This is a genomic window from Cellulomonas sp. (genome assembly GCF_965229465.1).
GTDB lineage: Bacteria > Actinomycetota > Actinomycetes > Actinomycetales > Cellulomonadaceae > Cellulomonas.
The window spans coordinates 3468731-3492463 of sequence record NZ_OZ245882.1 but is presented as its reverse complement, the minus strand read 5'-3'; the positions used below and the strand labels follow the sequence as shown (position 1 = coordinate 3492463).

21 protein-coding genes are annotated in these 23733 nt (G+C 72.7%); 7 read left to right on the top strand and 14 right to left on the bottom strand.

The features are described from left to right. Positions 1 to 56: 56 nt before the first annotated feature. The 5 genes from ACO06A_RS16545 to ACO06A_RS16525 all read left to right on the top strand — a co-directional run bounded on the left by ACO06A_RS16545 (position 57) and on the right by ACO06A_RS16525 (position 3787). The gene (locus ACO06A_RS16545) at positions 57 to 1529 is read left to right on the top strand and encodes an NAD-dependent succinate-semialdehyde dehydrogenase (RefSeq protein ID WP_421733294.1); all 1473 of its coding nucleotides are present in this window, start codon (positions 57 to 59) and stop codon (positions 1527 to 1529) included. Between the two features lie 29 nt (positions 1530 to 1558). Further along, entirely contained in the window at positions 1559 to 2251 is a 693-nt protein-coding gene (locus ACO06A_RS16540; RefSeq protein WP_421733293.1) for an AzlC family ABC transporter permease, read from the top strand. Further along, a complete protein-coding gene (locus ACO06A_RS16535) occupies positions 2248 to 2568 on the top strand; it encodes an AzlD domain-containing protein (protein WP_421733292.1) in 321 nt (106 codons plus the stop codon). Before ACO06A_RS16540 ends, ACO06A_RS16535 begins: the two co-directional genes overlap by 4 nt. 74 nt (positions 2569 to 2642) lie before the next feature. Continuing rightward, positions 2643 to 3221: a TIGR00645 family protein gene (locus ACO06A_RS16530; protein ID WP_421733291.1), complete on the top strand. Its 579-nt coding sequence runs from the start codon at positions 2643 to 2645 to the stop codon at positions 3219 to 3221. Beyond that, a complete protein-coding gene (locus ACO06A_RS16525) occupies positions 3221 to 3787 on the top strand; it encodes a GNAT family N-acetyltransferase (protein WP_421733290.1) in 567 nt (188 codons plus the stop codon). Before ACO06A_RS16530 ends, ACO06A_RS16525 begins: the two co-directional genes overlap by 1 nt. Before the next feature lie 3 nt (positions 3788 to 3790). Here the strand turns inward: ACO06A_RS16525 and ACO06A_RS16520 are convergent, their stop codons facing one another. Genes ACO06A_RS16520 through ACO06A_RS16510 form a run of 3 tightly spaced genes read right to left on the bottom strand, consistent with a single transcriptional unit; the run spans position 3791 to position 5858 of the window. Then, positions 3791 to 4255, bottom strand: coding sequence for a hypothetical protein (locus tag ACO06A_RS16520; RefSeq protein WP_421733289.1), 465 nt, complete (start codon positions 4253 to 4255; stop codon positions 3791 to 3793). 2 nt (positions 4256 to 4257) lie between these two features. Next, positions 4258 to 5013, bottom strand: a complete 756-nt coding sequence (gene dapB / locus ACO06A_RS16515; protein WP_421733288.1) for a 4-hydroxy-tetrahydrodipicolinate reductase — start codon at positions 5011 to 5013, stop codon at positions 4258 to 4260. Between the two features lie 17 nt (positions 5014 to 5030). Beyond that, the gene (locus ACO06A_RS16510) at positions 5031 to 5858 is read right to left on the bottom strand and encodes a hypothetical protein (RefSeq protein ID WP_421733287.1); all 828 of its coding nucleotides are present in this window, start codon (positions 5856 to 5858) and stop codon (positions 5031 to 5033) included. Positions 5859 to 5925: 67 nt separating this feature from the next. Between ACO06A_RS16510 and ACO06A_RS16505 the strand changes: the two genes are divergently transcribed. Next, positions 5926 to 6900 carry a hypothetical protein gene (locus ACO06A_RS16505; protein ID WP_421733286.1) on the top strand — a complete coding sequence of 325 codons (975 nt, stop codon included), beginning with the start codon at positions 5926 to 5928 and terminating at the stop codon, positions 6898 to 6900. Here the strand turns inward: ACO06A_RS16505 and ACO06A_RS16500 are convergent. The 7 genes from ACO06A_RS16500 to ACO06A_RS16470 form a co-directional block, all read right to left on the bottom strand. Continuing rightward, positions 6856 to 8202 carry a M16 family metallopeptidase gene (locus ACO06A_RS16500; RefSeq protein ID WP_421733285.1) on the bottom strand — a complete coding sequence of 449 codons (1347 nt, stop codon included), beginning with the start codon at positions 8200 to 8202 and terminating at the stop codon, positions 6856 to 6858. The two genes, ACO06A_RS16505 and ACO06A_RS16500, sit on opposite strands and share 45 nt — an antisense overlap. A gap of 2 nt (positions 8203 to 8204) precedes the next feature. After that, entirely contained in the window at positions 8205 to 10439 is a 2235-nt protein-coding gene (locus ACO06A_RS16495) for a polyribonucleotide nucleotidyltransferase (protein ID WP_421733284.1), read from the bottom strand. Between the two features lie 239 nt (positions 10440 to 10678). Next, a complete protein-coding gene (rpsO, locus tag ACO06A_RS16490) occupies positions 10679 to 10948 on the bottom strand; it encodes a 30S ribosomal protein S15 (protein WP_055922151.1) in 270 nt (89 codons plus the stop codon). A gap of 128 nt (positions 10949 to 11076) precedes the next feature. Continuing rightward, complete coding sequence (locus ACO06A_RS16485) at positions 11077 to 12075, bottom strand: bifunctional riboflavin kinase/FAD synthetase (RefSeq protein ID WP_421733283.1); 999 nt, start codon at positions 12073 to 12075, stop codon at positions 11077 to 11079. Between the two features lie 113 nt (positions 12076 to 12188). Then, positions 12189 to 15491 carry a glycoside hydrolase family 9 protein gene (locus ACO06A_RS16480; protein WP_421733282.1) on the bottom strand — a complete coding sequence of 1101 codons (3303 nt, stop codon included), beginning with the start codon at positions 15489 to 15491 and terminating at the stop codon, positions 12189 to 12191. A 115-nt stretch (positions 15492 to 15606) separates the two neighbouring features. Further along, on the bottom strand, positions 15607 to 16560 hold the full coding sequence (truB, locus tag ACO06A_RS16475) for a tRNA pseudouridine(55) synthase TruB (protein WP_421733281.1): 954 nt from the start codon (positions 16558 to 16560) through the stop codon (positions 15607 to 15609). After that, positions 16557 to 17150, bottom strand: a complete 594-nt coding sequence (locus ACO06A_RS16470; protein ID WP_421733280.1) for a TetR/AcrR family transcriptional regulator — start codon at positions 17148 to 17150, stop codon at positions 16557 to 16559. Before ACO06A_RS16470 ends, truB begins: the two co-directional genes overlap by 4 nt. 72 nt (positions 17151 to 17222) lie before the next feature. Between ACO06A_RS16470 and ACO06A_RS16465 the strand changes: the two genes are divergently transcribed. Next, on the top strand, positions 17223 to 18668 hold the full coding sequence (locus tag ACO06A_RS16465; RefSeq protein WP_421733279.1) for an MFS transporter: 1446 nt from the start codon (positions 17223 to 17225) through the stop codon (positions 18666 to 18668). Between the two features lie 68 nt (positions 18669 to 18736). On the opposite strand, the gene rbfA is transcribed toward ACO06A_RS16465, so the two are convergent. From rbfA to nusA, 4 genes are all read right to left on the bottom strand, one after another. Further along, complete coding sequence (rbfA, locus tag ACO06A_RS16460) at positions 18737 to 19183, bottom strand: 30S ribosome-binding factor RbfA (RefSeq protein WP_421733278.1); 447 nt, start codon at positions 19181 to 19183, stop codon at positions 18737 to 18739. An 80-nt stretch (positions 19184 to 19263) separates the two neighbouring features. After that, positions 19264 to 22128: a translation initiation factor IF-2 gene (gene infB / locus ACO06A_RS16455; RefSeq protein ID WP_421733277.1), complete on the bottom strand. Its 2865-nt coding sequence runs from the start codon at positions 22126 to 22128 to the stop codon at positions 19264 to 19266. Positions 22129 to 22276: 148 nt separating this feature from the next. Beyond that, positions 22277 to 22552 (bottom strand): YlxR family protein, encoded by a 276-nt coding sequence (locus ACO06A_RS16450; RefSeq protein ID WP_421733276.1) that lies wholly within the window; start codon positions 22550 to 22552, stop codon positions 22277 to 22279. 116 nt (positions 22553 to 22668) lie between these two features. Next, positions 22669 to 23733: a transcription termination factor NusA gene (gene nusA / locus ACO06A_RS16445; protein WP_421733275.1), complete on the bottom strand. Its 1065-nt coding sequence runs from the start codon at positions 23731 to 23733 to the stop codon at positions 22669 to 22671.

Below are 23733 nucleotides of genomic sequence, written 5' to 3'. Positions count from 1 at the left end.
TCGCGGACGGACTGAGATCCGTGCGCCGGCGCGGTGTGGACGCGATACTCCTCGGTATGACGCCGCCGTCGCTGCCCCCCACCGTCGCCGCCCACGTCCCCACCGGGGTCCTGATCGACGGGGCCTGGCGCCCCGCGAGCACTGGCCGGACGTTCGAGGTCGCCGACCCCGCCACCACCGAGACGCTCTTCGACGTGGCCGACGGCGGCGAGCAGGACGCGCTCGACGCCCTGACCGCGGCGGACGGCGCGTTCCCCGAGTGGCGAGCGACCGCCCCCCGGGTGCGCTCGGAGCTGCTGCGGGCGGTCTACGAGACGCTCACCGCGCGCACCGAGGACATCGCCGCCCTGGTGACCGCCGAGGGGGGCAAGCCGCTCGCCGAGTCCCGTGCCGAGGTCGCCTACGGCGCCGACTACGTCCGGTGGTACTCCGAGCAGGCCGTGCGCTTCGACGGTCTGGCCCGCCGCGCGCCCTCCGGCGGCAACCACCAGCTCGTCCTGCGGCGCGCCGTCGGCCCCGCGCTGCTGATCACGCCGTGGAACTTCCCGATCGCGATGATCGCCCGCAAGGTGGCCCCGGCGCTCGCGGCCGGGTGCACGGTCGTGATCAAGCCCGCCCAGCTCACCCCGCTGACCACCGCGTACGTCGCCGAGATCATCCGCGAGGAGCTGGAGGGCCGCGGCCTGCCGACCGGCGTCATCAACGTGGTGCCCTCCGCGTCGGCCCGCACCATCTCCGGTCCGCTGCTGGCCGACCCACGGCTGCGCAAGCTCTCGTTCACCGGCTCCACCGAGGTGGGCGCCGCGCTGCTCAAGGCGTCGGCGGACACCATCCTGCGCACCTCGATGGAGCTCGGCGGCAACGCCCCGTTCCTGGTGTTCGAGGACGCCGACATCCCCGCCGCGGTGCAGGGCGCCGTGCAGGCCAAGATGCGCAATGCCGGGCAGACCTGCGTCGCCGCCAACCGGTTCCTGGTGCACGCGTCCGTCGCGGAGGAGTTCACCGCCGGGCTCACCGAGGCGTTCGACAAGCTCGTCGTCGGGCACGGTGCCGACGAGGGCACGACGGTCGGCCCGCTGATCGAGGCCTCCGCGGTCGACCGGGTCGAGGAGGTCGTCGCCGAGGCGGTCGACGCCGGCGCGCGCGTCCGCATCGGCGGTGACCGGCCGAACCGTCGCGGCTACTTCTACGCGCCCACGGTGCTCGACCGCGTGTCCGCCGACCTGCGGGTGATCACCGAGGAGACGTTCGGCCCGGTCGCCCCCGTGGTGACCTTCGGCTCGGAGGAGGAGGGGGTCTCGCTGGCCAACTCCACGCCGTTCGGGCTGGTGGCGTACGCGTACACCCGGGACATCGCCCGGGTGATGCGGCTGGCGGAGTCGGTCGAGACCGGGATGCTGGGCGTGAACCGTGGCCTGGTGTCGGACGCGAGTGCGCCCTTCGGCGGAGTGAAGTCCTCCGGCCTCGGCCGCGAGGGCGGCGAGGCGGGGCTCGAGGAGTATCTCGACAGCGTGTACGTGGCGATCTAGGCGACGCCTGCTGTGTCACAGTGGCCCGCGTGACGCGGGACGACGAGGGGCGGGCAGCCGTCCGCCAGGCCGTGTCGGTGGCGCTGGCCACGGGTCTGTACGGGGTCTCCTTCGGAGCCTTGGCCGTCGCTGCCGGGCTGTCCGTGCCGCAGGCGATGGCGCTCAGCCTGCTCATGTTCTCGGGCGGCTCGCAGTTCGCGTTCATCGGCGTCGTCGGCGCCGGGGGGCTCGCGGGCGCGGCCATCGCGACCGCCGGGCTGCTCGGCGTACGCAACGGGCTGTACGGGCCGCAGGTCGCGCCCCTGATCGACTCGCGCGGCTGGCGCCGGCCGCTGGCCGCGCACCTGACCATCGACGAGTCGACCGCAGTGGCCACCGCTCACAAGGCGCCCCACGCGGCTCAGCTGGGCTTCTGGTGGACCGGCGTCGGGGTCTTCGTGCTCTGGAACCTGTTCACGCTCGTCGGCGCCGTCGCAGGCGACCGCATGGGCGACCCGGCGACGTACGGCCTCGACGCGGCCGCCGCCGCCGCGTTCCTCGGCCTGGTGTGGCCACGGGTCACGGGTGCCGGGTCCGGTCTGGCGCAGACGGTGGCCGTCGGAGCCGTCGTCGTCGCGCTCGCGCTCACCCCGCTCGTGCCGGCGGGCATCCCCGTCCTGCTCGCCGCCGTCGTCGCGATCGTCGCGGGCCTCGTCGCCCGCGAGCCGGAGCCGGTCGCATGAGCTCGGTCGGGACGTGGCTCGCGCTGCTGGCGGCGGGCGCCGTCGTGTTCGCGCTCAAGCTGGCCGGCCACCTGGCGCCCAAGCACTGGCTCGCCGAGCCCCGCGTCGCGCGCACCGCCGCGCTGGTGACCGTCGCCCTGCTGTCGGCGCTCGTGGCCGTGCAGACCGCCACCCGCGGTAGCGAGCTGGTGCTCGACGCGCGGCTGCCGGCGCTCGTCGTCGCCGCGATCGCGCTGGCCCTGCGGGCGCCGTTCATCGTCGTCGTGCTCGTCGCCGCCGTCACGGCCGCCGTCCTGCGGGCGCTCGGCATGCCGTGAGACCGGCGGGCACGATCCGCGACCGCGGGCCGTTGGGTGACCGAACGCCGCCCAGCCATCTCCCGGAGGACCCCGTGGCCACTCCCGCCCAGCGCAGCTCGCTCGGTTCGCTCATCTTCCTGTCGCGCTGGCTCCAGGTGCCCCTCTACCTCGGCCTGATCGTCGCCCAGGCGATCTACGTCTGGCAGTTCATGCTCGAGCTCGCGCACATCTTCTCCGAGGTGTTCCTGCACGGAGGCATGAAGGAAGCCGACATCATGCTGGCCGTCCTCGGCCTGGTCGACGTCGTCATGATCGCGAACCTGCTGATCATGGTGATCATCGGCGGCTACGAGACGTTCGTGTCCCGGATCAAGCTCGATGACCACCCGGACCAGCCCGAGTGGCTGTCGCACGTCAACGCCAACGTGCTCAAGACCAAGCTCGCGATGTCGATCATCGGCATCTCGTCGATCCACCTGCTCAAGAGCTTCATCGAGGCCCCGACCATCCTGGCCCGCGACCACGGCTTCGACACCCTGCTGTGGCAGACGATCATCCACCTGGCGTTCATCGTGTCCGCGATGGCCCTGGCGTGGATCGACAATGTCTCCGTGAAGCACCCGCCGAAGACCGTCGACGCCGAGCGCGCACCCGAGCTGGTCGGCGCCTGATGCCCCTGTTCACCGACAACGCCGACGTCTCCGTCCGCCCCGCGGTCCGCGGCGACGAGCACGCGATCGCGCGCGTCCAGCTCGGCGCGTGGCGGCTCTCGCACGCCGAGGTGCTGGGCCAGGGGGCGCTCGACCTGCTCGACACGTCGGCGATCGAGGCGCAGTGGGCCTCCGCCGTTACCACCCCGCCCGGCGCGGGCTACCGCGTCCTGGTCGCCTGCGACGGCCCGACGGTGGTCGGCGTGGTCTCGGTCGCCCCGGTCCCCGCGGGCGAGGACCGGCCGTTCGACGCCCCCGGCGGGGCGATCCTCGCCCTCGAGGTCGAGCCGGCGCACCAGCGGGTCGGGCACGGCTCCCGGCTGCTCGCCGCCGCGGTGGACACGCTCCGCGAGGACGGCGCCGACCAGGTGCACACCTGGGTGCTCGACGGCGACGACGCCCGTGCGCAGTTCCTGGCGTCCGCGGGCCTCGGCCCCGACGACGTCGTGCGCGAGCTGATCTCCGGCCGGATGCCCGACGGGTCCACCCGCACGGTGACCGAGCACCGCTGGTCGGCCTCGATCTAGGCGTCAGGCCTTGTGCAGCCGGCTGGCCGTGCGCAGCGACTCGCGCGCGCGTCGCCGGTCCCCCGCCGCGTCGTACGCGAACGCCAGGTGGTACCACGACCGCCAGTCGTCCGGCTCGGCCTCGGCGAGCTCACGTGCCGGCTCGAACGCCTCGCGCGCCGCCGCGCGGTCGATGCGGCCGCCGGGTGAGCGGGGCAGGTCGTCGATCGGCAGCTCGTCGGCCGCGGCGAGCTCGTCGGCCATCCGCTGGACGTCGATGGCCAGCAGCCACTCCCGCGCCACCAGCCAGATCACCAGTGGCGGCAGGATCCAGAACGCGATGCCCAGGCCGATGCCCACCGGCTCGCCGGTGCGGACCAGCGCGGTCGCCCGCGTCGCGACGAGCCACACGTACAGGGCGAGCAGGCCGGTGAGGGCGACGGCCCCGGCGACGGAGGTCCAGCGGAGGCGACCGGAGCGGGCGGCCACGGTCAGGCCAGGTCGAGCAGGTGGTCGAGCCCGACGGTGAGCCCGGGGCGCGAGCCCACCTGCCGGACCGCCAGGAGCACCCCCGGCATGAAGCTCACGCGGTCGAACGAGTCGTGCCGGATGGTCAGCTGCTCGCCGGCGTTGCCGAGCAGGATCTCCTCGTGCGCGACGAGCCCGCGCAGCCGCACCGAGTGCACGCGCACCCCGTCGACGTCCGCGCCCCGAGCACCGTCGAGCGCCTGCGCGGTCGCGTCCGGCACCACCCCGAGCCCCGCCGCCGCGCGCGCCGCCGCGATGGCCGACGCGGTGTGCCGGGCGGTGCCCGAGGGGGCGTCGACCTTGTCCGGGTGGTGCAGCTCGATCACCTCGACCGACTCGAACCAGCGGGCGGCCTTCGCCGCGAACGCCATGGCCAGCACCGCACCAAGGGCGAAGTTCGGGGCGACGAGCACGCCGACGCCGGGGCGGTCGGCCAGGTGGTCCCGCACGCGCGCCAGCGACTCCTCGTCCCAGCCGGTGGTGCCGACGACCACGTGCACCCCGGCGTCGACGAGCGCGTGCACGTTGCCCTCCGTGACGGCGGGGACGGTGAAGTCGACGGCGACCTGCGCGCCCACGTCGACCACGGCCGAGAGGTCCCCGTCGGCGTCGACGGTGGCGACGAGGTCGAGGTCAGGGGCGTCCTCGACGGCACGGACGACGGCCGACCCCATGCGTCCCGCCGCACCCAGCACGGCCACCCTGATGCGCTCGCTCACGAGGAGAAACCCTAACGTCAGGCGGCGACGCCGAGCGCCGCGGCGATCCCCTCCTCCAGGCGCCGCAGCTCGACGTGGTTCAGGCCGGTGAACCGCTCCACCTCGCGCGGCGGGTAGCCGGCCCGCAGGTACCACCGCAGGACCGCGAGCACGTCACCCGGTCGCACCGGACCCGGCCCGACGGCGTCGCGCACGAACGCCGAGAACCGCACGGCCGCCAGGAACGCCTCCGGGGTGATCCCGAGCGTCTGCACGATCTCCCGGTAGAGCACGCCGACCGCGAGGTCCGCCTGACGGGCCAGGTCCGCAGCACGCACGAGACCGCGCTGCTCGATCACGCTGCGCAGCACCGGCGTCAGGGTGGCCAGCGGCGAGCCGACGGGAGGCGCGACGGCGTGCAGGGCCAGGGCCGACCCCAGGGCGTTCGCCGCGTCGGCGTCCCGTCCCGCGCGCAGAGCGGCGGCGCACTCCTCCTCCACGCCCGCACCGAGAACCGTCGACACCGGGACGGGCTCGTGGGCCGGGCTGTGCACGCCCGCCCGAGCCAGCGCGACCGGATCCAGCTGCGCGCCGAGCCGGACCGAGGGGCCGTGCTGCTCCCGGACGAACGCCCGGTCGGCCAACCCGCGGATGCCGCTGCCGTCGGGGGTGCTCACCTGGGTCAGCGGATCGAGGTGCACCCCCGCCGTGCCGACCGCGACGGTGACCAGTCCGTGCCCGTCCGGCAGCAGCACCTCGCGCTCCACGGCCCCCTCGGGCAGCCGGACCACCCACAGGTGCTCGACGATCCCGTGGGCGACGGGCGGTGACGCGTACCGTCGGTAGACGACCGGCTCGGTGGCCATGCCCCATCATGGCGCGCAGCGGCGCTCCCCGTGTCAAGATCCCCGGGGCACGTCCCGATGGACCCTCATGACGTCCCCTGCCCGTCACGCGCCCACCCCGGCTGCGGTCCTCACCTACGTCGGGCTCGGCACCCTGGTGGTGACGTACGCGCTGATGTCCTGGGACGACGCGCTGAACCAGGCGGCGGCCGGCGAGTACGCCTGGCCCCTCGACCCTGCGATCCTCGCTCGAGACTCGGCAGGGTGGGCCCTGGAGGTCACCCTGTGGTGCGCGGTCGCGTGGGTGGCGTCGGTGCGGCAGACACAGCTCGGGCACCCCCGGCGGGTGCCTGCGCTCGCGACCGCGTTCGTCGGGACCTGGACACTGCTCGCCTGGTGGTCCGTCCACGTCGCTCTCACCGACTCCGGCTGGTACGTCCCGTGGCCAGGCCCGGTGCTGGGCGCCGCGTACGCCCAGGTCGACGGTCCGTTCGAGGAGTACTCCGTCGTGCTACGACCGGGTGCCGCGACCCCGCTCGCCCTCGTCGCGGCCGTACTGGTCGTCGTGTGGTTCTCGCGCCGGCACACGCGCACGACCGTGCTCGTCGCCGACGTGCGCGCGCCGAGCCGGCGCGCGTACGCAACCGGGTGCGCGGTCCTCGGCCCGCCCGCCGTGGCGGCCCTCGCGGCTGCCGTCCTGCTGCAGACCTCGTTCCAGGACGAGTCCCTGACAGCGCTCCAGCGGGGCGTCGACGGCCTCGTCACTCCCGGCGCCGGACTCGTGCTGGTCATGGTGAGCGCCCTGCTCGTCGCCGGAACAGGTCGGGCGGGCTGGCTGGTGCTCGCCGTGGTCCAGGTCGCGGTGGCCGGACCCTTCGCGCTCCAGTGGTGGGCAGGAGGAGCCGACGAGACGCTCGCCGCCGTCGCGCTCGGCACGCTCGCCGTCGCGCTGGCCGCGGCCGTGCACCCGGTGGCGTCGGCCGTGTCGAGGCTCGACGTCGCGAGGTCGACCGCGGTGTCAGTCGCCGAAGGGTCCGACGCGGACGACCGAGCGCGGGCGTGACGCCAGCTCGGCGGCCAGGTCCTGCACGTCCTGCACCGTGACCGAGCGGATCAGGTCGAGCGACTCGTCGATGCTCAGCAGCGACCCGTGCACCAGCTCGGACTTGCCCAGCCGGCTCATCCGCGAGCCGGAGTCCTCCATGCCGAGCACCAGGCCGCCGGAGAGCTGGCCCATGGACCGCTCCAGCTCGGCCCGGGTGATCGGCGCGTCCGCCATCCGCTCCCACTCGGCCACCATCAGGGCCACGACCTCGTCGACCTTGCCCGGCGTGCAGCCCGCGTAGAGGCCGAAGACGCCCGTGTCGGCGTGCCCGGACGCGAAGGAGTACGTGGAGTAGGCGAGGCCGCGGCGCTCCCGGATCTCCTGGAACAGCCGCGACGACATGCCGCCGCCGAGCACCGCGTTGAGCACGGACAGGGTGAACCGCTTCGGGTCCGTGGCCGTGAGCGAGGTGCCGCCGATGATGACGTTCGCCTGCTCGGTGTGCCGGCGGATGGTCAGCTCGACACCCTCTGCCGGGATGCCGTCCTGCCCGGCCTGCACGGCGACGTCGGTGAGGACGCGCCGGCTGCGCGGCTCGGCACCGGCGTCCAGCGGCCAGCCGCCGGTGGTGAGCGCCTCCTCGACCTGCGCGCACAGCACGTCGTGGTCGACTCCCCCGGCGGCCGTGACGACCAGCGTCGAGGGGCGGTAGTGCTCCCTGTAGTGCTCCCACACCGCGTCACGCGGGACCGCGCGGATGGTGTCGGGGGTGCCGCCGATCGGTCGGCCGAGCGCGTGCGCGCCCAGCACCGCGGCGGCGAACTGCTCGTGGACGACATCGCTGGGGTCGTCGTCGTTCATCGCGAGCTCTTCGAGGATCACGCCGCGCTCGGTCTCGAGCTCGTCGGTGTCCAGGCGCGCGGACGTCACCATGTCGGCGATGACGTCGACCGCCATCGGCAGGTCGGTGTCGAGCACCCGCGCGTAGTAGCACGTGTGCTCCTTGCCTGTGGCGGCGTTGGCCTCACCACCGACGGCGTCGAACGCCTCCGCGATGTCCATCGCGGTGCGGCGCGTCGTGCCCTTGAACAGCAGGTGCTCGAGGAAGTGCGTCGAGCCGTGGTGGCCGTCGGACTCGTCGCGCGAGCCGACCCCCACCCACGCGCCCACGGTCGCCGAGCGCAGGCCCGGCATGTGCTCCGTGAGCACGCGGACCCCGCCGGGCAGGACGGAACGACGCACGATGGCGTCGCCGTCCTGCCCGACGGACTGCTCGGCCCCGGGCTGACCCGGGCGGACGAGCGGGAGGTCCAGCGGCATCGTCAGGCGTCAGCCGGCTCGGTCGCGATCGCGTCGGCCGTGTCGGCCTCGCCCTCACCCTCGATGACGGCGTGCAGCGACAGCTTGCCGCGCGGGTCGATCTCGCCGATCTCGACCTGGACCTTCTGGCCCACGGCCAGGACGTCCTCGACGTTCTCGACGCGACGACCACCGACGAGCTTGCGGATCTGCGAGATGTGCAGCAGACCGTCCTTGCCCGGGGACAGGGAGATGAACGCGCCGAAGGTCGTGGTCTTGACGACCGTGCCGACGAAGCGCTCCCCGATCTCGGGCATGTGCGGGTTGGCGATCGCGTTGATCGCCGCACGCGCGGCCTCTGCCGACGGACCGTCGACAGCGCCGATGTAGACCGTGCCGTCGTCCTCGATCGAGATGTCGGCGCCGGTCTCCTCCTGGATCTGGTTGATCATCTTGCCCTTCGGCCCGATGACCTCGCCGATCTTGTCGATCGGGACCTGCACCGTGATCACGCGGGGCGCGAACGGGCTCATCTCGTCGGGCACGTCGATCGCCTCGGCGATGACGTCGAGGATCGCCAGGCGAGCCTCCTTGGCCTGCGTCAGCGCGCCACCGAGCACCGAGGCGGGGATGCCCTCGAGCTTGGTGTCCAGCTGGATCGCCGTGATGAACTCGCGGGTACCGGCGACCTTGAAGTCCATGTCACCGAACGCGTCCTCGGCGCCCAGGATGTCGGTGAGCGCCGCGTAGCGGGTCTCACCGTTCACGGTGTCGGACACCAGGCCCATCGCGATGCCGGCGACCGGCGCGCGCAGCGGCACCCCGGCGTTGAGCAGCGACAGCGTGGACGCGCAAACCGAGCCCATGGACGTCGAGCCGTTGGAGCTCAGCGCCTCGGAGACCTGGCGGATGGCGTAGGGGAACTCCTCGCGGCTCGGGAGCACCGGCATGAGCGCGCGCTCGGCGAGCGCCCCGTGGCCGATCTCGCGACGCTTCGGCGAACCCACGCGGCCCGTCTCACCGGTCGAGTAGGGCGGGAAGTTGTAGTTGTGCATGTAGCGCTTGCGCTTCTCCGGGGAGAGCGTGTCGAGCTGCTGCTCCATGCGGAGCATGTTCAGCGTGGTGACACCCAGGATCTGGGTCTCGCCGCGCTCGAAGATCGCCGAGCCGTGCACGCGGGGCAGGACCTCGACCTCGGCCGACAGCGTGCGGATGTCCCGCAGGCCACGACCGTCGATGCGGAAGCCGTCCGTGAGGATGCGCTGGCGGATGAGCTTCTTCTGCACGGCGCGGTACGCGGCGGACAGCTCCTTCTCGCGGCCCTCGAACTGCTCGGAGAGCTGCGCGACGACGTCGACCTTGATCTCGTCGAGGCGGTTCTCGCGGGTCTGCTTGTCCGCGATGCTCAGCGCGTCGCTCAGCGCCTGCGTCGTGGAGGACTCGACCGCGGCGTAGGCGTCGGGCTGGTAGTCGGGGAACGTCGGGAAGACCTGGGTCTCCTTGGCGGCCTTCGACGCGAGCTCCTGCTGGGCCTGGACGAGCACCTTGATGAAGGGCTTCGCGGCCTCGATGCCCTGGGCGACGATCTCCTCCGTGGGGGCGACGCCACCCTCGAACTTGATGATGTTCCAGGACTTCTCGGGCGCCTCGGCCTCGATCATCGCGATCGCGACGTCATCTCCCACGACGCGGCCGGCGACGACCATGTCGAAGGTGGCGCGCTCGCGCTCGGAGTACCGCGGGAACGCGACCCACTGGCCGTCGACGAGCGCGACGCGCACGCCGGCGACGGGGCCGGAGAACGGGAGGCCCGAGAGCTGCGTCGAGATCGACGCGGCGTTGATGGCCAGCGTGTCGTACGAGTCGTCCGGGTGGATCGACAGGACGGTGATGACGACCTGGACCTCGTTGCGCAGGCCCTTGACGAACAGGGGGCGCAGCGGGCGGTCGATCAGGCGGCACGCGAGGATGGCCTCGGTGCTCGGGCGACCCTCACGGCGGAAGAACGAGCCGGGGATCCGGCCGGCCGCGTAGGACCGCTCCTCGACGTCGATGGTCAGGGGGAAGAAGTCGAACTGCTCCTTCGGGTGCTTGCCGGCCGTGGTGGCGGCGAGCAGCGTCGTCTCGCCGTCCAGGTAGGCGACGGCGGCACCGGCGGCCTGCTTGGCGATGCGGCCGGTCTCGAAGCGGACGGTGCGGGTGCCGAAGCGACCGTTGTCGATCACTGCCTCGGCGAACTGGATCTCGGGACCCTCCATGGGTGCCCTCCTCTTTCTAGAAGGCGCCGGCCGTCCGCGAGCGATCTTCGATCGAGGCCACCGGACGCGCCGTGAGGCGCTTCCGGAAGCCACTACCGAGGACCGGACCGAGCGGACCGACGCGGTGTGTGGTGCTGGTCGTGCTGGTGGTGCTGGTCGTGCCGGTCGTTCTGTGGGGCAGCGTGCCGTGACGACACACCAGCCCGGACCCATCAGCGGGTCCGGGCTGGTGCGAGGCGTTATCGGCGCAGACCGAGCTTCTCGATGAGGCTGCGGTAGCGGTTGATGTCCACCTTCTGGAGGTAACCCAGCAGGCGACGACGCTTGCCGACGAGCAGCAGCAGGCCGCGGCGGCTGTGGTGGTCGTGCTTGTGGGTCTTGAGGTGCTCCGTGAGGTCCTTGATGCGCTGCGTGAGCATCGCGATCTGGACCTCGGGGGAACCGGTGTCACCCTCGTGGGTGGCGTGTTCGGTCATGATGGACTGCTTGACGGCACTTTCGAGCGGCACGGTTCTCCAGGTTGTCTCGTTGCGCGGTGCGCCGGGGCATGTCCACCCGGGCTCTCTCATTCCGCGGCCGTTCGTACGGCAGCGACCATCGTACCAGGGGCTTCCCGTGGCTCCGGACGCGGACGGGCTCAGGCGTCGAGGACCTCGCGGGTGCGGTCGACGTCCTCGTGCATCCGCGTGACCAGCTCGTCGACCGACTCGAAGCGCAGGGTCGGCCGCAGCCGCTCGACCAGCTCGAGGACGACGACCTGCCCGTAGAGGTCCAGGTCGGTGCGGTCGAGCACGTAGGCCTCGACGCGCCGCTCGACCCCGTCGAACGTCGGGTTGGTGCCGATCGAGATGGCCGCGGGCAGGACGGCGTCCGCGCTGCCGGGGTCGACCGACACGCGACGCAGCCAGCCCGCGTACACGCCGTCCGCGGGGACCATGCCCGTCGCGTCGGGACCGAGGTTGGCGGTCGGGAAGCCCAGCTCACGGCCGCGCGCGTCGCCGTGCACGACGGTGCCGCGCACCCGGTGCGGGCGGCCGAGCACCCGTGCGGCCTGCACCACGTCTCCCGCGTCGAGCAGCTCGCGCACCCACGTCGACGACCAGCGCCGACGCAGCGGGTCGGCAGCGAGGTCCTCGGGGCTCCCCGGGTCCGCCGACGCGGCGGGGGTCACGTCGTCGATGACCTCGACGTCGAACCCGTGCTCGCGCCCGAGCTCGACCATCGTGGACAGGTCGCCGGAGTTGTTCCAGCCGAACCGCACGTCACGCCCGACGACGACCGTCTGCGCGTGCAGGACGTCCACCAGGTAGCGCCCGACGAACTCCTGCGGGGTCTGCCGGGCGAACTCGAGCGTGTACTCCAGCAGGAGCACGCCGTCGAGGCCGGTCTGCTCCAGCAGCTCCAGCCGGTCGGCGTCGCCGGTCAGCAGCGGCGGGGCCGTGTCGGGCCGGTGCACCTGCTGCGGGTGCGGGCTGAACGTCACGGCGACAGCCTGCGCGCCCGCGGCCCGCGCGTCGGCGCACATCCGGCGCAGCACGCCGACGTGCCCGCGGTGGACCCCGTCGAAGTTGCCGATCGTGACCACCGACGGACCGAAGTCCGCGGGCACGTCGGACAGCTCCCTCCAGACCTGCACACCTGCTCCTCGTCGTCCGTCCCCCGCCAGCGATCGAGGGCCCGACGGACAAGACTGCCACCCCGACCGCCCGGCACACGCCACGGGGCGCGTGCCGGGCGGTCCGGACGGTGCTACGAGGTGATCCAGCGACCTCCGGGCAGACCGATCGTGAGGCGGGCGGACTTCGTCGTCGTCGAGCCTGCGGCGTTGGTGAACACGGCCCGGTACTCGGTCCCGATGCCCAGCAGGGTCGCCCGGAACCTGAGCGTGGTGCTCGTCGCGCCCGGCACGGCGACCCACGCCCCGCCGCACCAGCGCACCTGCCAGCGGACGGTCGGCGCCGGGTACCCGGTGGCCGTGGCCGTGAACGTCACGGTCGCCCCGAGCGTGGCCCGGACCGGCGCGGGCTGCGTGGTGACCACCGGCGCCGATCGCGCGACCGTCAGCGTCGCCGCGTCCGTCGCCGCCGAGCCTGCCGGGTTGGTGAAGACCGCGCGATACCGCGCGTCGGCGGTCACGACGACGTCCAAGGAGACCCCCGTGGCGCCGAGGACGTCGTGCCACGGTCCGGCCCGCTGGACCTGCCACTGGACCGTCGGCTCCGGTGTGCCGGTCGCCGCCGCGGTGAACGACACGGTGGTGCCGAGGGCGGCCGTGACCGATGCCGGCTGCCTGGTGACCGCCGGAGCCACCTGGGCCGGGGCCCCGGAACCCTGGTCGGCCACGAACGACGCCACCCACGAGAGCGCGGAGTTCCAGTTGACCGTGATCTCGTTGGACGCCCACGACGAGATGGTGTCCAGGTAGCACATCGACGGCGCGCAGCCCTCGGTGAACGTGGCCTGCATCGTCGGGTCCCAGGTGCTGGACTGCGAGTTCGGTCCCCCGGCGAGCGAGCCAGTCGGCGGCTGAGGCAGTGCCGGGTCCAGCGAGTGGGCGAACCAGCGGCTGTGCTGCTGGTGCGAGGCGACCTCGCCCCACCCCGTCACGTACGACTGGTTGAGCCCGTTGCGGCCCAGCAGGTAGTCCATGCCCTCGAGCACCGAGCGGCTGTAGGTCGGGTCTCCGGTGAGGTCGTAGGCGACGCCGACGACCACGAGGTTGTTGGCCACCGACGAGCTGGAGCCCCACGCGTACTCGCCGCTCGAAGGCGAGTAGACCGAGCCGAACGCCTGCTCGGCCTGGCTGGCCACGTAGCCGTCTGCACCGGCGACCACCGACTCCTTGACGGCCTCGAGCCCGGGCAGGTCGTTCGGCACGGTGGCCAGGTCGAGCCGGCCGAGGGCCGCGACGCCACCCCAGAAGAAGCCGTCGGGCGTGAAGACGTCCGCGGTGTGCTGCGGGCTGGCCAGGACGTACTGCTCGAACGCGTCCTCGCCGGTGGTCAGGAACAGCTCGGCGGCCGCCCAGTAGAACTCGTCGGTGACGTCACGGTCGTCGTAGGCACCGCCGCCGTCGGCGCCGGCCGCCCCCGGCGCGTACACGGCCGGGTGCGCCAGCGCAGCGGCCCAGGTGGACCGGGCGGTGGCGAGCAGCGAGTCCGCGAACGCCGGGTCGTAGGTGCGGAACAGGCGGGCACCCTGCGCGGCCACGGCTGCGACGTTGAGGGTCGCCGCGGTCGACGGCCGGGCCAGCGAGCGCTTCTGCGGGTCGGCCGCGGGCAGGAGCGGCAGGCCGGTCCAGCCCTCGTCGTGGATCTTGTGGTGCACCATCCCGGCGTACTCGCCCGACGGCGCGATCATCTTCTGCATCCACTCGAGCTCCCAGCGCGCCTCGTCGAGCACGTCCGGGACGTCGTTGCCGTGCTCCGGCAGGTCGAGGGTGCCGTCGCCGAGCGCTCCCGCGGTGGCCGAGGGCGCGGTCAGCGTCCGCTCGTACGTGCCGAGCAGCTGCGCCACGGAGATCCCGCCGTTCACCACGTACTTGCCGTGGTCGCCGGCGTCGTACCAGCCGCCCGAGACATCCAGGGTGTAGTCGCAGGTCCAGCCGTCGTAGTAGTCGCGCGGCCCGATGCACGGCACCTCGGTGTCGCCCTGGTTGGGTGCGACGCCGACGTGACCGGCCACCCGCGCGTACTCGTCGCCGACGATCGCGCCGTCGATCGGGGTGCCGGAGCGGGCGAGGTAGAAGTAGTCGAGCGAGTCCTGACGCAGCTGCTGGTAGAGGTCGGCGTCGATGTCGAACGGCCGGCTGGTCTCCCCGTCGGCGACCACCGTGTAGCCGGTGCCTGTGGCGGTCACGTCGGAGAAGTCGATGAGGTGGACGCCGAGCCGGGTCGAGCTGTCCTTGCCTGCCGGCGAGGTCGTGCCGGTGGCGACGACCGCGTCGGTCGCGTCGTGCAGCTCCCACGGCAGCGCCTCCGTCGCGTCGGTGACGAGCGTCGCCCGCTTCGGGCCGTCGGGGACGTAGCCCACCTGGTTGACCCGCACGCGCGGCCCGGTCTCGGGCTCGTACGGCGGCGGCGGGCTCGCGGTGGTCCGCAGGGAGACGTCGGAGATGCAGAAGTCGTACCCGATCGACTTGCCCAGGTGGAACGCGACCTGGCCGGGCGCGGTGCCGTCGGCGGGGAACGTGACGTTCGCGGTGAACGGGTAGGTGTACTCGGCGAGCTCGCTGGTCAGCGGCACGGCGGACTGCTCGAACGCGGTGCGGTACGCACCGCCGCCCTCGCCGACGATGACGCGCACGGGGGTGTCCGCCGAGGCGCTGGCCGTGAAGGACAGGACGTAGTTCTGGCCCTCCTCGATGGGCAGACCGGTGAACGCCAGCCCCGCGTCCCACGGGTTGCTCTGCCCCCCGGGGAGCGTGGTGCACACGCTGCCGTCGGCGAACACCGGGTCGGATCCCCCGTACAGGCCCCACGGTCCCAACGACTCCGCGAAGGACGTGTGCGGCAGGAGCTCGGTGTCGGACGTCAGGGAGACGTCGTCCAGGCAGAACGTCCACGCGTCGGGGCTGACGCCACCCAGCTGGAACGCGATCTGGCCCTCGGGCTCGTCCGGCGTCGCGGTGGCCGGGTAGGTGGCCGCCGCGGTGAACTCGTAGGAGTAGTCCGTGAGGTCGGCCGTCAGCACCGGAGCCTTGTCCACCACGGTGCCGTACGGGGCGCCGTTCTGTCCGACCAGCGCGCGGATGGTGACGTCCGTCGTCGCCGAGGCCGAGAAGGCGAGCGTGTACGTCGACCCCTGCGTGACGGCGACCCCGTTGAGCAGGACACCGACGCCGTACTGGGACGAGCCCGCGGGCACGTCGACGCACAGCCGGCCGTCGCCGGTGTCGATCTCCCCGTCGTGACCGTAGGCGACCCAGCCGCCGGGGCCGTCGTCGAACGACTCGGCAGGCACGTCGGCGACCGCGGGCGAGATGCCCGCGAGAATCAGGCCGGCTGCGGCGACGACGGCGGCGGCAGTACGCCGGTTCGGACGAAAGACCACGGTGTCCCCTTCGGTAGGAGCGCTCCCACCACGGTGTGGGGCGCGGGCACGCTCCGGGCAGGCTAGGGGCCCACCGCTCCCCAGAACACCGCTCGAAACGATTCGGACGCGCGGCTCAGGCGGGCGCGAACACCAGGGCCGGGCGAACCTTGCCGCCCCGCTCCTCCAGCAGCGCGACCAGCCGGCCCTCCGGGTCGATCCCCGCCACCGTCACCTCCGGCGCACCGTCGACCACGCCGATCGCCTGCCCGTACGACAGGGCGCGCGCCTCGTCGACCGTGAGCTCCCTGACCGGGAACGTGGCGCGCGCGGAGTCTGCGAGCGACACGACGTCGATCGGCGCGTCCATCGGCAGCGCCCCGAGGTCGTCCAGCGACCGGGCGACGTCGAGCCCGTAGCCGCCGACGCGAGTCCGCCGCAGGGCCGTGAGGTGACCGCCGACGCCGAGCGCCGTGCCGAGGTCGCGGGCCAGGGCGCGGACGTACGTGCCCGACGACACAACGACGGTGACATCGGCGTCGAGCACCGGAGAGCCGTCGTCCGTGCGCGCCGCGCGCACGTCGTGCACCTCGAACCGGCTCACGGTCACCGGGCGCGCGGCGAGCTCGACGTCCTCGCCGGCCCGGACCCGGGCGTACGCCCGCTTCCCGTCGACCTTGATCGCGGAGACCGCGCTGGGCACCTGCTGGATCGCTCCGGTCAGGCCGGCGACGCCGGCCTCGACATCGGCGGCGGTGAGGTGGGAGGCGTCGACGGTGGTGAGGGTCTCCCCCTCGGCGTCGTCGGTGGTGGTCGAGACCCCCAGCCGGATGGTCGCCGTGTACTCCTTGTCGGCCCCCACGATGTACGTGAGCAGCCGCGTCGCCCGACCGATGCCGATCACGAGCACCCCCGTCGCCATGGGGTCCAGCGTCCCGGCGTGGCCGACCTTGCGGGTGCTCGCCAGTCTGCGCATGCGGGCGACGACGTCGTGGCTGGTCCAGTCCGCGGGCTTGTCGACGACGACGACGCCGTCCGCGGCGGTGGGCCGTCTCTCGCGCGGCTGCCGGTCGGCCGCGCCGCGCGTCACGCGGTGCGCCGGTCGGCGATGTCGTCCTGGACGCACTGCACCAGGGCGTCCAGGCCGGCGTCCTCGCCGGCGTGCGCGGGCGCGTCGACGGCGAGCAGCACGTTGATGAGCATGCCCTGCGCGACGAACAGGCGGGCAGCCTGCTCGTCCTCGCCCGACCGCTCCTGGAACAGCCGGAACGCCTCCCCCAGCGTGTGCCGCGCCACGCGCCCGACCTCGTCGTCCGCGCCTGCGATGAAGCCGTGCATGACCATCCGCAGCAGGTCGCGGTCGGCGAGCAGGCCGATGTAGGCGTCCCCCATCCGCATCGCGGCGTCGGGCCCCGCAGGGACGGCCGTCAGGGCCTCGACGATCTGCGCGCTGGCCACCTTGTAGGCCTCGAGGAACAGCTCGCGCTTGGTGCCGAACAGGCGCACGACGTACGGCTGCGACACGCCAGCCGCGCGGGCCACCTCGTCGGTGCTGGCGGCGTAGCCGCGCTCGGCGAAGACGGTCCGCGCCGCGACGAGGATCTCCTCGCGCCGCTGGACGCCGGACATGCGCTGGGTCGGCCTCTTCGCCGGCAGCTGCGTGATCTGGTCGGAAGACATGGTTGACATGTTATCAGTCGATGCCTACGGTCTCCCTTGTTAGTAATCAATCAATGCCAACAAGGAGCTCCCGTGACCGTCACGATGCCGGCACCGGCCCAGGTCCCCCTGCCACCGGCTGCGCCGCCCTCCTCCGGGCGCCGACGGGGCACCGCGATCGCGCTGATCGCGGCCTCCGTCCCCATGTTCATGGCCACCCTCGACAACCTCGTCATGACGACCGCGCTCCCCGTCCTGCGCACCGAGCTGTCCGCCTCGCTCGAGCAGCTCCAGTGGATGGTCAACGCCTACACGCTCAGCTTCGCGACGCTCATGATCGCGGCCTCCACGCTCGGCGACCGGTGGGGCCGCCGCCGGGTCTTCGTCGCCGGCATCGCCGTGTTCGCGCTCGCGTCCATCGCCTCCGCGCTGTCCACCAGCGCCGAGATGCTCATCGCGGCGCGCGCGCTCCAGGGTGCCGGCGCGGCGGCCATCATGCCGCTGTCCCTCACGCTGCTTGCCGCGGCTGTGCCTCCCGCCCGCCGTGCGATGGCGATCGGGATCTGGGGAGCCACCTCCGGCCTCGGCGTGGCGCTCGGCCCGGTGATCGGCGGCGCGGTGGTGGACGGCATCTCGTGGGAGGCGATCTTCTGGATCAACGTCCCGGTCGCGGTGGTCGCCATCCCGCTCGTGCTCTGGGCACTGCCCGAGTCGCGCGGCCGGCGTCAGCCGCTCGACCTGGCCGGTCTTGCGCTCGCCGGGTCCGGCATCCTCGCGCTCGTCTGGTCGATCGTGCGCGGCAACGACGACGGCTGGGGCTCCACCCGCGTGGTCGGCGGCCTGGTCCTCGGCGTCCTGCTGCTCGGCGCTTTCCTGGTCCGCGAGTCCCGCACGGACCACCCGCTGGTCCCGCTGCGCCTGTTCCGCGTGCGGTCGTTCGCCGTGGCCAACGGCAGCGCGCTGGCGTTCTCGTTCGGGGTGTTCGGACTCGTCTTCCTGCTCGCGCAGTACCTCCAGATCGGGATGGGCTTCACCCCGCTGGAGGCCGGCATCCGCACCCTGCCCTGGACCGCCGCGCCCATGATCTTCGCCCCGATCGCGGGGATGCTCGCACCCCGCATCGGTGTCCGCCCGTTGCTCACGGCGGGTCTCGCCCTCCAGGCGGCCGGGCTGGCGTGGCAGGGCCTGGTCGTCGGCATAGATGGGCTCGTGTATGCCGACCTGGTGCCGGGCCTGGCCCTCGCGGGGATCGGCATGGGACTGACCTTCGCCCCCAGCGCCACCGCGGTGCTCTTCGACATGGCCCCGGACGACCACGGCACCGCGAGCTCCGTGAACGCCACGATCCGGGAGATCGGCGGCGCGCTGGGCGTCGCCGCGCTCGTCGCGGTGTTCACCGCGTCCGACGGCACGCTCACCCCCGACGGCTACGTCGCGGGACTCCAGCCGGCCGCCCTGGTCGCTGCCGCGGTCACCGGGCTGGGCGCCCTCATGGTGCTGCTGTGGATGCCACGGGGCACGGGCCGCGAGACCGCCTGAGCAAGCGACGACGCCCCCGAGGATCTCTCCTCGGGGGCGTCGTCGTGCGTGTCGTCGGTCGTCGGTCGTCAGTCCTCGTCCGCGGCTGAGTTCTCGTCGTCCGCCTTCTTGTACGGGTCGGCGTCACCGGCGAAGCTCGCCTGGGCGGCCAGAGCGGCCACCTCACGGTCACGCCGGGCGGCCTCCAGCAGCGCCGCGTCCAGCTGTGCGGACGTGTCCGGGAGGGCGTCGAGGTAGAAGTCCAGCGACGGCGTCAACCGGATGCCGGTCTGCTTGCCGACCTCGGACCGGATGATGCCCTTCGCGCTCTCGAGCGCTGCGGCCGAGTCGGTGCGTGCGGCGTCGTCGCCCAGCACCGTGTAGAAGACGTCGGCGTGCTGGAGGTCACCGGTCACGCGCACGTCGGTGATCGTGACGAACCCCAGACGCGGGTCCTTGATACGGGTGTCGAGCATCTGCGCGACGACCTGCTGGATGCGCTCGGACAGCTTGCGGGCGCGGGCGGTGTCCGCCATCGGACGATCCTTCCTCGTGGAGAGACCGCAGGGCGGGCGAGGAGGGTTCCTCGCCCGCCCTGCGGTCGGTGATCACTGGGTCAGGCGCGAGGCTTCTCGCGCATCTCCCAGGTCTCGATGGTGTCGCCGATCTCGACGTCGTTGAACGACCCCAGGCCGATACCGCACTCGAAGCCCTCGCGGACCTCCGTGGCGTCGTCCTTGAACCGCTTGAGCGACTCGATCGTCAGGTTGTCGCCGACGACCTTGCCACCGCGCGTGACGCGAGCCTTCGTGTTCCGTCGGATGAGGCCCGACCGGACGATCGACCCGGCGATGTTGCCGAACTTCGAGGACCGGAAGACCTCGCGCACCTCGGCGGAACCGAGCTGCACCTCCTCGTACTCCGGCTTGAGCATGCCCTTGAGAGCAGCCTCGACGTCGTCGATCGCCTGGTAGATGACCGAGTAGAAGCGCACGTCGACGCCCTCGCGGTCCGCCAGCTCCTCGACGCGCTCCGCGTACTTGACGTTGAACCCGATGATGATCGCCGAGTCGACGGTGGCCAGGTTGACGTCGTTCTGCGTGATGGCACCCACCCCACGGTGGATGACCCGCAGCTCGACCTCCTCGCCCACGTCGATCTTGAGCAGCGCGTCCTCGAGTGCCTCGACGGCACCCGACACGTCGCCCTTGAGGACCAGGTTGAGGGTCTCGACCTTGCCCTGCTGGAGCGCCTGCGTGAAGTCCTCGAGGCTGATGCGCTTGCGACGCTTGGCCAGGAGGGCGGCACGCTCGGCCGCCTCGCGCTTCTCGCCGATCTGACGCGCGGTGCGGTCGTCCGGGGCCACGATGAACGTGTCGCCGGCGCGGGGCACCGATGTCAGGCCGAGCACCTGGACCGGACGCGACGGCCCGGCCACGAGGACCGGCTCGCCGTGCTCGTCGAACATCGCGCGGACGCGGCCGTACGCCGTGCCGGCGACGATCGAGTCGCCGACGTTCAGCGTGCCGGACTGGACCAGGACGGTTGCCACGGCACCGCGCCCCTTGTCGAGGTTCGCCTCGATGGCGACGCCTCGGGCGTCCTTGTCGGCGTTTGCCCGCAGGTCGAGGGCAGCGTCCGCCGTGAGGAGGACCGCCTCGAGCAGCTGGTCGATGCCCGTGAGCGACTTCGCGGAGACGTCGACGAACATGGTGTCGCCGCCGTACTCCTCGGCCACCAGGTTGTACTCGGTGAGCTGCTGGCGGACCTTGGCGGGGTTGGCCCCCTCCTTGTCCACCTTGTTGACCGCGACCACGATCGGCACACCGGCCGCCTGGGCGTGGTTGAGCGCCTCGATGGTCTGGGGCATCACGCCGTCGTCCGCCGCGACCACGAGGATCGCGATGTCGGTCACCTGCGCACCACGGGCACGCATGGCGGTGAACGCCTCGTGGCCCGGGGTGTCGATGAACGTGACGGCACGGTCGATGCCCTCGTGCGTGGTGTGCACCTGGTAGGCACCGATGTGCTGCGTGATCCCGCCGGCCTCGCCCGCGACGACGTCCGTCTGACGGATGGCGTCGAGGAGCTTGGTCTTTCCGTGGTCGACGTGACCCATGACGGTGACGACCGGGGGCCGCGCCGTCAGGTCGTCGTCGCCCTCGGCCTCGAGCTCGGCGTCCAGGTCGATGTCGAAGGCCCCGAGCAGCTCGCGGTCCTCCTCCTCGGCCGACACCATCTCGATGATGTAGCCGAGCTCCTCGGCCAGCGTGCCGAACGTGTCCTCGTCCAGCGACTGGGTCGCCGTTGCCATCTCACCGAGGTGGAACAGCACCGTGACCAGCGCGGCCGGGTTGGCGTCGATCTTGTCGGCGAAGTCGTTCAGCGACGAGCCGTGGCGCAGGCGGATGGTGGTCTTGCCGTTGCCACGGGGAACCTGCACGCCACCCAGCGAGGGGGCCTGCATCTGCTCGAACTCTTGACGCTTCGCACGCTTCGACTTGCGACCGCGGACGGGACGACCGCCTGCGCGGCCGAACGCACCCTGCGTGCTGCCACGACCGGCACCGCCGGGACGACCGCCACCGCCACCGGGACGACCGGCGAAACCGCCGCCACCACCGGGAGCGCCACCGGGCGCACCGCCACCGCCGCCGGGACGACCGGCGTAGCCGCCGCGCGCACCGCCACCGGCACCGCCGGGTCCGCCACGGCCACCGGGGCCGGCCGGACGCTCGCCGGGACGACCGACACCGCTGGACGTCTTGCCCGGCATCATGCCGGGGTTGGGGCGAGGACCACCCGGGCGGGGACCGCCGGGACGGGGACCGCCGGGACGCTCGCCGGCCGAGGCGGCCGGAGCACCCTCGGTGGCGGCGGGACGACGGTCACGGTCGCCCGGACGCGGCATGCCCTGCGAGGGCGCGAACGGGTTGTTGCCGGGCCGCGAGCCGCTGGGACGCGGGGCACCGCCGCCGGGGCGCTCGCCCTGACGGGGCATGCCCTGGGACGGCGCGAAGGGGTTGTTGCCCGGGCGTGCGGCAGGCGGGGCCTGACGCGGTCCGGGACGGACGGCCGGGCTGGCCGGAGCTGCAGCGGCCGGCGCCTGCGCGGCGGCCGGGGCCGGACGCGCTGCCGGTGCCGGTGCCGGAGCTGCGGGGGCAGCCGGCCCGGCAGGGGCCGCAGCCGCGACAGGTGCGGGGCGCGGGGCCTCGACCGGTGCAGCGGGTGCGGGTGCAGTGGGGGCGGCAGCGGCCGGGGCGGGCGCCGGGCGTGCCGGTGCCTTCGGGGCAGGCGCTGCTGCGGGGGCGGAACCTCCGCCACCGACCGGGTAGGTGTCCCGCAGCTTGCGGACGACCGGCGGTTCGATGGTCGAGGATGCCGAGCGGACGAATTCACCGAACTCGTTCAGCTTGGTCATGATGGTCTTGCTGTCGACCCCGAGCTCTTTGGCGAGCTCGTAGACGCGGACCTTGGCCACATCTCTCCTGTCTCGGTCCGCCCGGACAGGGTCGGACCGTCGTTAGTGCTGGGTACTCATCGCTGGGTACTCATCGGTGCGTGCTCATCGGGCAGCCATCGGCTTCCAACCCGCTTTCCGTATCGACGATCGGCCTCGCCGCCGGGAACTACCCGACGACGTCCTGCTCCTGGGCCTCGAGGTGGCGGTGGACCGCGCTCGTGTCGGGCTGCCCTGCAGCTCGCAGGGCGCGCCCGAACGCACGTCGGCGTTCGGCTTTCTCCAGACATCCAGGATCGGGGTGCAGCCATGCCCCCCTGCCCGGCATCCGGCGAGCGACATCCACGACAAGTTCGACTGAACCCTCGGTGACAGCGACCACCCTCAGCAGGGCTGACCTCGGGCCGGTGGCTCGGCACCCCACGCACGTGCGCACCGGACCCATGCCAGAGACACGTTCGAGTGTCTGTGGGGTCCGCCGGCTCGACGGGAGGAGCCGGACATCCGGCCCAGCCGCAGCAAGTCTACCGCGCCGCGGCTCCGGCGGCGTCACTCGTGAGGTCACTCACTGCCGTCCGCACCGTCGCGAGCACCGGGGGCGCCCTGCGACACGCTCTCCCCCGGGACCTCGGCGTCGGACCGGATGTCGATGCGCCACCCCGTCAGCTTCGCGGCCAGGCGGGCGTTCTGGCCCTCCTTGCCGATGGCGAGCGACAGCTGGTAGTCCGGCACGACGACCCGCGCGGCACGGGCCACCGGGTCGACCACCGTGACGGACAGCACCCGGGCCGGCGAGAGCGCGTGGGCGATCATCTCGGCCGGGTCGTCCGCGTGGTCGACGATGTCGATCTTCTCGCCGTGCAGCTCCGCCATGACGGCGCGCACGCGACCACCCATCGGCCCGATGCAGGCACCCTTGGCGTTGACGCCCGCCACGGTCGCGCGGACGGACATCTTGGTGCGGTGGCCGGCCTCGCGTGCCATGGCGGTGATCTCGACGGTGCCGTCGGCGACCTCGGGCACCTCGAGCTCGAAGAGCTTGCGCACCAGGTTCGGGTGCGTGCGGGACAGGGTCACCTGCGGTCCGCGCTGGCCACGGGCGACCTCGAGGACGTAGCCGCGGATGCGGTCGCCGTGCACGTACTCCTCACCGGGCACCTGCTCGTGCGCGGGCAGGACGGCCTCGGTCCCACCGACGTCGATGAGCACCGTGCGCGGGTCCCGGCCCTGCTGGATGACGCCGCCGAGCACCTCGCCCTCCTTGCCGCGGAACGCGCCGAGCACCTGGTCGTCCTCGGCGTCGCGCAGGCGCTGCACGATGACCTGGCGCGCCGTCGCCGTCGCGATCCGGCCGAAGCCGTCGGGGGTGTCGTCGTACTCGGGGCCGTCCGGACCCGGCGGCGGCATGATGCCCTCGTCGTCGGGCTCCCCCATAGGCGCCGCCTCGCGCGCCCACACGGTCACGTGGCCCGTCTTGCGGTCCACCTCGACCCGGGCCTTCGCCTGAGCACCCGGGGTGCGGTGGTAGGCGGACAGCAGCGCCTGCTCGATCGCGGAGACCAGCACGTCGAGGCTGATCTCCCGTTCGCGCTCGAGCAGCCGCAACGCCTGCATGTCGATGTCCAT